The 13028-nt window shown below is 40.8% G+C and carries 8 protein-coding genes; 6 read left to right on the forward strand and 2 right to left on the reverse strand.

The genetic code is table 11. The features are described from left to right. Nucleotides 1-81: 81 nt before the first annotated feature. The 3 genes from tssJ (at nt 82) to ACGF5R_RS22560 (ending at nt 2355) form a co-directional block, all read left to right on the forward strand. The gene (gene tssJ / locus ACGF5R_RS22550) at nt 82-396 is read left to right on the forward strand and encodes a type VI secretion system lipoprotein TssJ (RefSeq protein WP_387692828.1); all 315 of its coding nucleotides are present in this window, start codon (nt 82-84) and stop codon (nt 394-396) included. 4 nt (nt 397-400) lie between these two features. After that, nucleotides 401-841: a type VI secretion system baseplate subunit TssE gene (gene tssE, locus ACGF5R_RS22555; protein ID WP_112878283.1), complete on the forward strand. Its 441-nt coding sequence runs from the start codon at nt 401-403 to the stop codon at nt 839-841. Between the two features lie 104 nt (nt 842-945). After that, nucleotides 946-2355 (forward strand): VasL domain-containing protein, encoded by a 1410-nt coding sequence (locus ACGF5R_RS22560; RefSeq protein WP_387692822.1) that lies wholly within the window; start codon nt 946-948, stop codon nt 2353-2355. A gap of 412 nt (nt 2356-2767) precedes the next feature. Here the strand turns inward: ACGF5R_RS22560 and ACGF5R_RS22565 are convergent, their stop codons facing one another. Both ACGF5R_RS22565 and ACGF5R_RS22570 read right to left on the reverse strand, forming a co-directional pair. Beyond that, nucleotides 2768-3541: a ribonuclease gene (locus tag ACGF5R_RS22565; RefSeq protein WP_387692824.1), complete on the reverse strand. Its 774-nt coding sequence runs from the start codon at nt 3539-3541 to the stop codon at nt 2768-2770. Between the two features lie 62 nt (nt 3542-3603). Beyond that, nucleotides 3604-5580 carry a bifunctional 2',3'-cyclic-nucleotide 2'-phosphodiesterase/3'-nucleotidase gene (locus ACGF5R_RS22570; protein ID WP_112878285.1) on the reverse strand — a complete coding sequence of 659 codons (1977 nt, stop codon included), beginning with the start codon at nt 5578-5580 and terminating at the stop codon, nt 3604-3606. Between the two features lie 1646 nt (nt 5581-7226). Between ACGF5R_RS22570 and ACGF5R_RS22575 the strand changes: the two genes are divergently transcribed. From ACGF5R_RS22575 to ACGF5R_RS22585, 3 genes are all read left to right on the forward strand, one after another. Next, nucleotides 7227-10109, forward strand: a complete 2883-nt coding sequence (locus ACGF5R_RS22575; protein WP_387692826.1) for an aldehyde dehydrogenase family protein — start codon at nt 7227-7229, stop codon at nt 10107-10109. A 337-nt stretch (nt 10110-10446) separates the two neighbouring features. Next, entirely contained in the window at nt 10447-11358 is a 912-nt protein-coding gene (gene rdgC / locus ACGF5R_RS22580) for a recombination-associated protein RdgC (RefSeq protein ID WP_112878287.1), read from the forward strand. A 223-nt stretch (nt 11359-11581) separates the two neighbouring features. Then, on the forward strand, nt 11582-12613 hold the full coding sequence (locus ACGF5R_RS22585) for a Fic family protein (protein ID WP_112878288.1): 1032 nt from the start codon (nt 11582-11584) through the stop codon (nt 12611-12613). Nucleotides 12614-13028: the final 415 nt, after the last annotated feature.

A 13028-nucleotide genomic window follows, 5' to 3' on the forward strand; every position in this document is an offset into this window, starting at 1 on the left:
CAGCTTGCGTAAACCGGGATTGGCTCATGGGGTTTTTCCATCATAAGAATAGGTGACACTATTTTAATCAGTGAATTCCCGCTGGCTAGGTGGGGTTCCCCGTACGCTTACGAAAAAGCGGATTATGCGGATTTGCTGGAGAACGGCGACCGTATACTCGCTGCCGATTGTCTGGCGAGCCGGGAGGTGGTGGTCAAACCGGGTAGTCATGCTTCACTCAATATGCCGATGGCGGCGCAGGCGAAATATGTCGCGGTGGTGGGTCTGTTCAGAAATCCCGATTTAGCCGGGGCGACCTGGCGCCTAATCATCAGACGCCAGGCGCTGTCACCGGATAAGCCGCGTACCATTGAGTTGAATGGCGGCAGCCTGACTCTGTTGCCTGAAAAGGAGTAAGTTGATGAAAAAGAAAACCAACAAGCCTTCCCTGTATGAATGCCTGTTCGGCAACGTTCGCGGCGGGTTGGATTTGCATCAGATCAGTGAGGAAAATCAGGTGATTTTGTCGGTACTGGATAATATGCAGTGTATCCTCAATGGCCGGGCGGGTTCGCTGAGCCATCTGCCGGATTATGGCCTGCCTGATCTCAGCACTATCCTGCAAGGGTTGCCTGAATCGTCACAACGCTTGATCGCGACGATTGAACACACGCTGCTGACTTATGAGCCCCGCCTGAAGCAGGTCAGTGTGACGTTATTGCCGGAGATTGAACCGACGCATTTGCGTTATGACATCAACGCCGAACTGAAAGAGGTGGGGCGGGTGCGTTTTAGCACGGAATTTGTCCCGGAAGGGAAAGTGTTGGTCCGCCATCTGCGCCAACCAGGGCGGATGGATTAATCTGCGGTGGGGCTACCTTGCCTGCCGCCGCTTTCTGTTATCGGAACGGGCCGGAGTGCCGCCCGGACTGTTGAATGCGTTGATGTTGTCCCGCTGCGTTAATCATGCTGATTTCAGCAACAAATCTGGGTGAAAATAAAGTGATGACTGAAAATATTGTCTATACCGGGGATGATCCCCGTACGCAGCCTGAATTCCGTGCGCTGAAAGACGAAATGAGCAAACTGAGCCATCCGGCACGGCCCGACATTGACTGGGCTAAAGTTGAACAGCTTTGTTTGACACTGTTTCAGGTTAACGGTGTAGAACTGCAAAGTGCCGCCTGGTACACATTGGCCCGGGCACAACGGGCCGGATTTGCGGGTATTCATGAAGGGTTGGCCCTGATTGAGGGGTTAGTGGCTCATCAATGGCCGCAATTCTGGCCGCAATCTACACGTGTACGGGTTGAGATATTGGCCTGGCTGGTCGCACGGTTACAACAGCTGTTACGTACCTCGGTTTTCTCCTATATTGACCTGCCGCTGATTTACCCGGTGGAAAAGGTTCTTGAACATCTGTGTGAAGTGCTTCAACGTCTGGAACTGAAATATGTAAGTCAACTCGACAGCCTCCGCGTGTGGCTTCACAACAGCGCTCAACGCTTAGAGCGGCTGAAACCGGAAACGGGGATGATGCCTGTTATCTCGGTCTCCTCCGTACAACCAGGGGGGAATGCTATTTTGACGCCCACAGCCCCCCTCCGGCCACAACTGATATATGTCATGCGTGAAACGGTTTCTGGTGTCCCCCCTCAGGGCAATGGGGTCCGGGCTTTACCTGTGTCCCGCGGGAAAGTCTGGCACGGTTTTGTCGCGGGTGTCGCGTTGTGCGCGCTGGCAGTGGCCGGTGTTTGGTGGGTGAAAGGGATGCGACAAGCGCCGCCGCTGGCGCAGGCATTGCAAGTGACCGCGCAGCCTTTGCCGCGGACCTTACTCCCAGCGCAACTTGCTGAGTTGCGCCACCCGGACAACGCCGTGCTGCTGAATCAGTTGCAGGAGAAAACGCTGGCGGCCAGTCGGTCGCAACTGGCAAGTTTGGATACCTTGCCTGTGTTGTGGCGATTAACGTATGGGACGCAGCTATTACACCAACTGCAAACATTATGGCCGGCCAGCCAAACGGTGCAAGAGATGGAGAAACAGTGGCAACAGCAACGTGAAGCCACAGCGTTACCTGTCTCTGAACTGGAAAATTACCACCTGGCTCAATCGCGTCTGCAACGATTAGCGGCCCGCCTTGATGAGCTGGATGAAAGACGCGGTCGTTATCTCACGGGGTCTGAATTGAAATCGATGGTATTTGGCATTCAGCAACCGTTGGCGAGCACACCGCCATTGGAAGAATTATTGCGCCAACTGGCCGAACAACAAAAAAGCGGCACGGTCTCCCCGGCACTGTGTCAGCAAATTAACACCCGTTTCAATCAATTACTCAATCGTTATGCACTGCTCATGCAGCCTGCTATCCATTAATCAATTCACTGTAAGGATTTTGTTATCTATGAACAATGTTGTTGACGCTTTCTCTCACCTGGATGCAAAGGAATATGCCTTGGTGTGTCAAATCTGGCAGCGTGAACCGGTGTTGCGTGAATTGGTCGCGGAACTCGATAAATAGATACTTCTCGAACCCCGATACAGTGCTCTGTTTAATACCGACCCGATCAGTCGTTGCTCACTGAGTCAATTTGCTTTTTTTGCGGGTCTCCCTCATTGCGAGTGCGAGTATCTCTGGTGATGTGATCTTCATAATTACCCCTATAACAGATAAATACAAAATATCCCCTGAAAGGGATATATCGACGATTAAGAGAAGGCAAACCTGACCCACGTTACCGCAGGTCAGGCACATCACTGTGATTTTCCTTTATAGAAAGGAGAACCATCACAACTCACGCTTTGGACAATCAATCACGTCGAAATTTTTGCTGTAACAAACGTAAAATTCATCACGATTGATCTGAATGGCTTTTCCCTTCAATGATAGGTTATTTTTCTGGAGGAACTTAATTAACTGTTTATTAGATGGACGATCATTAGGCAATACCAATCCATCAAACAGTTCTTGCTGTTTACTGAAAAATTGATCTGGCGTTGTAAACGCACAAACACCATGTTTTTCCCACTCACCTTGTAACAAATCTGCCCCTGGAGAAGCGCATAGATAAGGTTTAATCACCTGATAATCCAGTGGTGGCAAATCCCCTTTGCAAAGACGTGGATGTTTTCTGACATCAGACCAATCACGGCACTGTGCCATTGATTTACTATCACAGGTTTGCGCCCACAATCCGTGAATTACCCAACTAAATTTGTTTTCGGAGAAACATTGCAATTCAAACTTTTCATATTCACGCTGCGCTTCAGCAAATTTATTACTATTTTTCAGGCGCTCAATATTCTTTGCTTTACTCTTACAAAATGCTGGAGAATAACTAATAGACAGTTTGAAATAATCTGTCGATGCGATTGCGTTCTGACCATAACGGTCACCTTTAGCAACATAATCATAATCTTTCGGCGGAGTAGCAGGTAAGATACAAGACGCCCCCTCTTCCAATGTTGATAGAGACTCCAACGAGTCAGTCACTTCTGGTTGCTTCACACAACCCACAATCAGTAAAACGAATATTGCTGATAATAAATTAAAAAAACGCATCTTAATTCCTTTATGGGAAATTATTTCCCTGTTGATGGTAAACAAACAAAAACCTGCCAAAATTAAGGCAGGCGACTATTAAAATTATTTTTTTCAGTCAGATCAATTTGATACACAGCAAAACCGATCTCATCATTTTCCAAATATTTCACGGGATATTGAGAAAATGCTTTGATGAATTTCGCCGCTTTCTCACTTGGAGACGTTTCGAAACGGATATCCAATTTCTTGTCAGTTTTGATTGGCATAATCGACCAGTTATTCTCTGCTTTAGTCGCTACTATCCCTTTCTGTTTAGACATTTTGGCAATGTAAGCAGCCAAAATAGCGCGGTTCTCATCCGGTGAAGCGAATGCAATGTGATCTTCGCCTGTGCCGGCAAATTTACCACCATAGGCGCGGTAGTTATTGGTAGCAATGAGAAATTTAGCGTGAGGATCGATCGGTTTACCTTGGTAAGTCAGCTCTTTGATACGATTTGCTCCTTGATTGATGATCTGGCAATCAACGTCGTATTTAGCGGGCTGAGTCAGATCAATCTTATAATTCACGCCACTTATCATGTCGAAGTTATAAGTACGGAAACCGCTCCAATTCAACAGATACTGAGGCTGAGTTGAATTTGGATCAATCTGGTTATACATGCCGGCCGAACACTCCAACCATTCAATCACATCAGCACCCGTGACCTTCACAACAGCCAGTGTATTGGAATAGAGATACAAATCTGCTGCGTTACGAAAGGTTAAATCACCTTTTTCAACTTCAATAAACTCTGAAGGTGCATTTTTACGCCCGCCAACTTTGAATGGTGCCGCAGCGGCCAGAACAGGAATATCTGCTAAATCGGGATCACCTTGAATAAAACGCCGCGTGTAATCGGCTTGTGCATCATTCACAATCTGCACTGTCGGGTCGCTTTGAATCAAAGCCAAATAGCTATACATATTGGCAGACGCTTTGCCAATCAATTTACCGACAAAACCCCGCGTCCCCTGATGAGCTTGCCCGATAATTTTTGCCAACTCACTATCACACTCAACCAGTGCCTTTTTATTCACTTTGTCATAAATCGGGCGCGCTTCCGCTTTTGCTTCCGTCACTTTCCATGCCCCACCCCCGTTGTCGATAACCATATCAACAACACCTAAATGATCACCCCATTGGCCGGGCATAACAGCCGGAATACCATTAACCGTACCTTTAGCAACATCAACGCCTTTAATGTCTGCAAATTCTTTACTTGGAAACACACCGTGTGAGTGACCAAACATAATCGCATCAATACCTTTAACTTCACTCAAGTAATAAACCGAGTTCTCAGCCATTGCCTTATAAGGCTCCTTGGAAAAGCCGGAGTGAGGAATAGCAATAATCAAATCTGCCCCCGCTTTTTTCATTTGAGGAACAAATTTTTTCGCGGTTTCAGTGATATCATTAACGACAACTTTCTCATCCAGATTGACCTTATCCCAGATAACAATTTGTGGCGGTACAAAACCGATATAGCCAATCTTGATGGTATGATTCTTACCCTCCCGGTCTTTTACCGGCGTATCAACAATAATATAGGGGGTGAAATAGTTCTTACCGGTTTTCGCATCCATGATGTTGGCATTGATATAAGGGAACTTCGCACCGGCAATGGCTTTTTTCAGATAATCCAAACCAAAGTTAAACTCGTGGTTACCAAAGTTACCCACGGTATAACCCATTGTATTCATTAACTGATGTGCTGGATGAGATTCCCCTTTTTTAAGGCCTTTTGCGGCCACGTAATCAGCCAGTGGGCTACCTTGAATTAAATCACCGTTATCGACCAGAATGGAGTTAGAGGCTTCTGCTTTGGCTGCTTTAATTAAACTCGCTGTGCGTATCAAACCAAATTGTTCTGTAGGTTTATCCTTAAAGTAATCAAAATCAATCAGGTTACTGTGAACATCAGATGTTTCCATTACCCGCAAATCAACTGTTTCAGCATGGACATTACATGCGACCAATAAGGTTAATGTGGAGACTTTCAACACATTGTTAACCATTTCACACCTCTTTTTTAGGTAGTTTAGGAGGACTCAAAATCAGCTCTCCTTTAACTGTCAACTTACAAGTACAGATGAGCGTCGATTTCCACAATCATCTGTTTTTTATTTTCATAAGCTGGATTGTCGCTGTGCGCATCATCATATGCCGTTTCAACGAACAAACTCAGGCTATTGTACTGAGAAATTGCAAAACGTTTATCTCAACCAACAAGATAAATCTGTTTTTTTATAGTTAGGGTATCTGCATTTTTATCACGCAAAAGAGTCACTCACAGACATACCACTTTGCCAAGATCTCACTCCTCCTATGACACTAACACAGTAAAATCTGCCCTCTAGCCACCTTTAACACGGTTTAATTTAAGTTAAGTAAGAATAAAATATCTACAATGCGTTGTATTTAATTATTAGCTTTATTTCTGGACAAAAATCTCTCTATTCCATTGAGCCGGTAAAATATTCAGGCTAATAAATACCGCTCATAATATTACCGTATAAAACAAACTTGTTAACAAATTGTAAATATTTTCAAGCAATCAATTATCATCCATATTATGGTTTCCTTATATAAACTTTTATGGTTTTTAATTACAAAATAATCGTTAATTTAGGTTATAATGATGAACGCTTTTAATTAAAAATGAGTGATTCTATTAAAATTTCAATTTTTTGATATAACCTTCAACCAAACAATCTACTGTAACCATATAATAAATAAACATAAAAATCATTTTCGTGATAAAATGCACAATTACATCGTTAAAAAAACAAATAATTAAAATTATTTGTGATAATAATCACATCATCAGGTAACTTTATCTTTTTAATTTTATTAACTACATTATTTATAAAAAAAACAATTTAAACATTAAACTTTAATAATTAATTTAAATATAAATTAATTTTAATTATAAAATAAGAAAACATTAAAATACATAAAAAACAATATTATTAATTTTATATAAAGCCGATCTCTAAAATTAATTAAAATTATTTTTTGTAAAATATATAAATATATTGAACATATTATAAAAAGTAAAAAAACATTTATTTTTCAAATAAAATAAAAAACTAATTTAAAAAAATATAAAAATTAACTATCATACTGATTTAAAAGAAAAATAACCCAATGAATATTTTTAAAATTATAATTTATCAATAACTTTGACACCATTAGAATGACTATAAACGACTTTTCTGATCAGCATGACACATTCACCCATCGCCCCCACTATCTCACTCAATTCAGCAATGAAGAGAAAATAAAAAAATTTATGTTCCCCTCTTGACCAGAAACAATAATTACATTAATTTTATTTAACATTAGAAAGAATATTATTGAACCTTATCATTTCAGCACTCACTTAGAGCCGAAAGAATTTAGAATAAGTTTATAGCAATAATTGATTATAGTAATAGTTAATTGGTTAGAACTCGCGTTAACTATTCATTAATTTTAAAGAGATTTTAAGGTTAATCGCTGACGTCAAAACAAAAAACATAAAATAATATAACATTTTTAAAGCATTTTTTCTCATCAGGATTACTGAGGATTTCCTGACAAGTTAATAACACCTCTACTGTCTTTATTCATCACCATTAACCCTAAAATAATCAAAACATTATGATGGAGGTAACTGCAAATGAAATGGTATGTCAAGGAAGCCCTCGAAATTAATCAGGCTATACCATACGAGGAATCAATCAATATCGAAGCGGGTTTTGGACCAACAGGGCTTCCACACATAGGAACCCTTTGTGAAATCCTCCGAGCCAATCTCATCAAAACCGAATTGGAGAAAGCAGGCAGAACAGTTAATTTTTATCTCATTTCAGATGATTTGGACCCTTTCAGAAAAGTGCCTTTGAATATTCCAAATGCTGAACAATTAACGCCTTATCTAGGCCAACCGATAAGCAAGGTGCCGGACCCTTTCGGAAATTTCCCGTCATTCTCTGAAATGGCGGAATATCAACTCATGAAGCTCGCCACAGAATACGAAATAGAGTGTCAGCTAGTCAGAAACTCTTTAGCCTATCAAAATGGCGATTACAATGACGAAATCAAACTATTCCTACAAAATTTTTTGGTGCTAAACCAAATATGCAAGGAATCTACCGGATCTTTAAGACAAAGAACCTACAGCATGATCATGCCCATTTCTGAAAGAACTGGCGCCGTACTGGAACATATTATAGTAACCGACGTGAACCCTGCATCAGGAGAAATAACCTATTACATACCTGGCGATGAAGTCATTAATAAACCCGGTTATGAATATGGCGTAGAAATTCGGGAGTTCTATAAAAATGAAATATTGGATCAAGAGCAAACTATTTCGGTACTAAACGGTAAATCTAAACTTCAGTGGAAAGCAGACTGGGGTATGCGCCTCCTTGCCAGAAACATTCATTTTGAAATGCATGGTGAAGATTTGCTGGCTTCTGCCGATGTTGCTCGCCAGATCGCGGGAGCATTAGACAGGCCAATTCCACGTTTTTACAAATATGGGCTTTTCCTTGATGATTCAGGTAAAAAAATATCGAAATCGAAAGGAAATAGTTTCTCTTTAGATGATATTCGCCATCTGCTTACACAAGACGCAATTCGCACTTACCTCTCAAAAGAGCCACAGAGATCGTCTAAATTTTATGTCGCACTGGCACCACATCTCAATGATCAAGTTAATATTTCGCAAAAAGATGGAAAAAGACTATCTTTTTCGAAGATAGCAAGAATATTACACGCGTCAAAACCAGCAAATAAACTCGCGGCTGAAAATTTTCTGAATCGCTATAAAAAACCGGGAGAGTCCATTTCAGATCAGGAATTGGAAATAAGTTATAATTATTATATCAGGACATGTAAAAATGAAAATCAAGGGTTACAAAATATTAAAGAAGAAAAGTATTTCTCAGCCATAGCCAACTCAATAAGTTCAGGAGAAATATCCACTAAAGATCAACTTTTCCAGCATATAATCAGTACATATGAAGACCATTTTTCAGATGATAAATCATCCCAAATATGGCCTCTGCTCTACCGAGGGTTATTTGGCGATACTAAAGGCCCACGCATTAAAACATGGTTAGATTTAAATGAGATGCAACATATTTTAACCCATTTTAACACCCCATATAAAAACTCATACCCAAAAAATGAGGAAAATATCGTTAACCACGAAATTAATAGTTCTCAAAAAGAGATATTCATAAACAATAAAATCGAGGAGAATCAAATCCATATGACTAAGTTATACAGCAAAATTAATTTCACCGAAATCAGAAAAAAATGTGACGAACTTTCCTCCGCTTTACAGAGGAATAGTGAGGCATTAGTTGAAGCGCTCTCTGGCTATCAATGTAAAAACGTCACCGAAGATGAAATTCTCCGTTCAATAGATGTCTTGAATAATATTGAGAACAACAGAGAATATTTCAAAAAGAAAATTTATGGTGTGACATCATTCCTCCCGCTTAACCAACCCATTTACGCTTCTGTATGTTTTGGTTTTATCCCTTCACTTATGGCAGAAAACGTGTGCATACGCCCCCCGACAGCAATGCATACACATTACAAAAAATTTGAGCAGGTTATTAATTTATCCAAATTTTCTCCAACATTATCTATTTCTTATGAAGATAAAGAGTTATTTTTAAGTCAACGCGTAAAAATAACTGATGCAGTAATCTTTACGGGAACACCAGAGAATGCGCTCAAAGTCCGTAAACATTTCAGAAAAAACACCTTATTTATTCTTAATGGCGCCGGTCATAACCCACTTATTATCTCAAAAGATGCAGACATTAATCTGGCTGTTGAAAGTGCAAAACGAGTTGTTCTTTACAATCAAGGGCAGGATTGTGCTGGTCCAAACGCCATATTAGTACACAATGATATATACGATTTATTCAAGCAACGATTAATCTCTGATTTGAAGAATATTGAAGATAGAGTTGGCCCTTATAGTGAATATAAAAATATTGTCGGTCCCAATAGCGATATTGATCACAGTATAAAAATTGCTTCAGTATTTAAAGTAAATAGACCCTATTGCACCTATGGAGGAGAAGTTAATCCCATCAATGGCATGATAAAACCCACGGTTTTCGAGAAAGAATTATCATTAGGTGGCAATTATAAAGAATTTTTTGCCCCTGTGTTCTTCTTACAAAGATATTATCAGGATCAAGATTTAATCCATTATTTTTCTGATCCTTTGTATTCTGCTAATGCTATGTATATATCTTTGTTTGGTACCAGTGACTATATCCATCATCAACTCAGCGAACGCCTTCACTTGCCAGATAGTATTCTGAGTAATACTGACTTACATCTGGAAGAACACGGTTATCTTCCCTATGGTGGTCAAGGGCCGGCGGCTTCATGCCTTTGGTATGAAGGTAATAGGATTAGCGGCAGTACGTTGCCACAACGTGATATATACCATTATTTAATTGAACCCTTTGATACCCTTCCCACGCCAAAGAGTGAAAAGCACCACTGTGTTCAAGCGGGAATTTAAGCTACTCCGGTAAGTCCTCACTTCAACTGGATGACCTGACAGCGCCGTACTTTCATAAGTAAGCACGGCGTGTCTCCGCGTTTAAATATACCCGTTATCTTTCAAGTTGCCTCTTTGTTGGCTGCACTCGCTCACCCCAGTCACATAGTTTGCTATGCTCCCGGGGATTCACTCCCTTGCCGTCGCGATGCATCTTGAAATCCATAGGGTATATAATAAAGTCATCAATCAGGATAATTGACACAAGATACTAGGGCTTATCCCTGTGATTCGCTATCATGCTACCTTATGTTGGTCATGCTCACCGATTCATTGAGCAAAAATATGGGGTAATTTTATGTTGTGGTTCAAAAATTTAATGATTTACCGTTTAAACCGGGAAATTTCACTTTCTGCGGATGAACTGGAAAAACAATTGAGTCCGTTAGCATTCACCCCATGTGGCAGTCAAGATATGGCGAAAACAGGTTGGGTGCCACCAATAGGTTCACACAGTGACGCCTTTACCCATGTCGCGAATAACCACATTCTGATTTGCGCCCGTAAAGAAGAAAAGATGTTGCCTTCACCGGTTATCAAACAAACGCTGCAAGCAAAAATTGAAAAATTGGAAGGAGAACAGCATCGCAAACTTAAAAAAACAGAGAAAGACTCTCTGAAAGATGAAATATTACATACCTTGCTACCACGGGCATTTAGCCGATTCAGCCAAACTTATATTTGGATCGATATCGCCAATAATCTGATCATTGTTGACGCAGCCAGTGCTAAACGAGCCGAAGATAATTTGGCATTATTGAGAAAAAGTCTGGGTTCTTTACCTGTTGTTCCTCTGACATTTACAAACCCGATAGAATTAACCCTGACAGAATGGGTACGTTCCGGTGATTTACCGACAGGTTTTGCTTTAATGGATGAAGCTGAATTAAAAGCTATTCTGGAAGAGGGTGGCGTGATCCGTTGTAAAAAACAAGATTTGGTTTCTGACGAAATCGCCACCCATATAGAAGCAGGCAAATGTGTCACCAAATTGGCGCTCGATTGGGAAGAGCGTATTCAATTTATGTTGTCAGATGATGGCGCTTTCAAGCGCATAAAATTCAGTGATACTCTGCGTGAACAAAATGATGACATTGATCGGGAAGATTTTGCCCAACGGTTTGATGCTGACTTTATTCTAATGACCGGCGAATTGAGTGCGCTGATTAAAAGCACCATTGAAGCACTAGGCGGCGAAGCGGAAAAATAATCACACGATTCATACAATAAACGCCTGTCTATACCCTATGGATTTCAAGATGCATCGCGACGGCAAGGGAGTGAATCCCCGGGAGCATAGCAAACTATGTGACTGGGGTGAGCGAGTGCAGCCAACAAAGAGGCAACTTGAAAGATAACGGGTATATACTGGCGATAATATCAACCTATTTCAGAACCAATAATAACGCCCATTAATCCAATTAAGGTATTCAATGAATTCAGCTAAAAAAGGCTATCAACCGCCTTTCTCAATTACAGCTAAAATGATCCAATTAGTTGCTGAAATCAGTGAGAATATCGGCCGGTTAAGCACTGAACAGGAACAAATAAAAGCTTTGCGGTTGAGACGTATCAATCGGATACGCACAATTCACGGTTCACTGGCAATTGAAGGTAACTTACTTGATGCAAGCCAAATCACAGCCATTATTGAAGGAAAGCGAGTTATTGCACCTATCAGTGAAATACAAGAAGCGCGTAACGCTATTTTGGCTTATGAAAAGCTCAACCATTGGCATTTCACATCAGAGCAAAACTTACTAGAAGCCCATTATGTTCTGATGAAGGGATTACTAGATAATGCCGGTAGTTATCGACACAGCGGCGTCGGGGTGATGGATGGAGAAAAAGTCATTCACATGGCCCCACAGGCAAACCGGATTCCAAAGCTGATGGGTGATCTTTTTCACTGGTTAGGCTCTACTGATATTCATCCACTTATTGCCAGTTGCATTTTCCATTACGAATTTGAATTCATTCATCCGTTTGCCGATGGAAACGGCAGAATGGGCAGGTTATGGCAGACATTAATCCTAAACCATTGGAACCCTTTATTTGAATTTATTCCCGTTGAAAGCCTGGTTTATGAACATCAAGCTCATTACTATCAAACAATTAATCTAAGTAGCCAACTTGCTGATTGTGCGCCATTTATTGAATTTATGCTGCACATGATCCGTGATGCAATTCTGACATCCACCCATCAGGCTACCCATCAGGCTACCCATCAGGCTACCCAACAAGTTAAACAACTAATTATGGTATTGAAAGGGGAAATGAACCGTGGGCAACTGCAATCAGCACTTGGATTAAAAGATCGTAGCTCATTCCGTCTGCGCTATTTGCAACCCGCACTGGCAGCAGGATTAATTGAAATGAGCCATCCAGAAAAACCTAGCAGCCCATCACAACGCTATCGTTTGACAGCAAAAGGGACAAATTTAAAAAATCACCATAAACAGTAAAGAGTCACCAATCCCTACCTTTCAATGATGCCCCTATTTTAACGGCACTATAATTCTTTGACACACTGCACACAGAACGAATCTATTTATACCCGTCATCTTTCAAACTGCCTCTTTGTTGGCTGCACTCCCTTGCCGTCGCGATGCATATTGAAATCCATTGGGTATAGTTTAATTCAATAAAATAATGATTCATATAAAAACATTTATCACCTTACAACCAAATAAACATCATTAAAAAAATATTATTTTCAAAGACAATCCCATTATATAGAAAGATAATTACTATTAATTTATTAATAATAAAAAGGCAGATTCGACTAATAAGTGCAATTTTTCAGAAGGGCGGTCAGTTGCTATAGTAGGCATCTTTCTCGCCAAAGGAAAATGCACTATGGCCTATACACAACTGACC

The sequence above is a fragment of the Photorhabdus sp. RM71S genome (assembly GCF_042879355.1).
In the GTDB taxonomy this organism is placed as follows: domain Bacteria; phylum Pseudomonadota; class Gammaproteobacteria; order Enterobacterales; family Enterobacteriaceae; genus Photorhabdus; species Photorhabdus kayaii.

Coding starts and splice junctions, on each gene's coding strand:
- ACGF5R_RS22570 (WP_112878285.1), bottom strand. CDS start 5,580: ATGGTTAACAATGTGTTGAAAGTCTCCACATTAACCTTATTGGTCGCA.
- tssE (WP_112878283.1), top strand. CDS start 401: ATGAAAAAGAAAACCAACAAGCCTTCCCTGTATGAATGCCTGTTCGGC.
- rdgC (WP_112878287.1), top strand. CDS start 10,447: ATGTTGTGGTTCAAAAATTTAATGATTTACCGTTTAAACCGGGAAATT.
- ACGF5R_RS22575 (WP_387692826.1), top strand. CDS start 7,227: ATGAAATGGTATGTCAAGGAAGCCCTCGAAATTAATCAGGCTATACCA.
- ACGF5R_RS22560 (WP_387692822.1), top strand. CDS start 946: ATGCTGATTTCAGCAACAAATCTGGGTGAAAATAAAGTGATGACTGAA.
- ACGF5R_RS22565 (WP_387692824.1), bottom strand. CDS start 3,541: ATGCGTTTTTTTAATTTATTATCAGCAATATTCGTTTTACTGATTGTG.
- ACGF5R_RS22585 (WP_112878288.1), top strand. CDS start 11,582: ATGAATTCAGCTAAAAAAGGCTATCAACCGCCTTTCTCAATTACAGCT.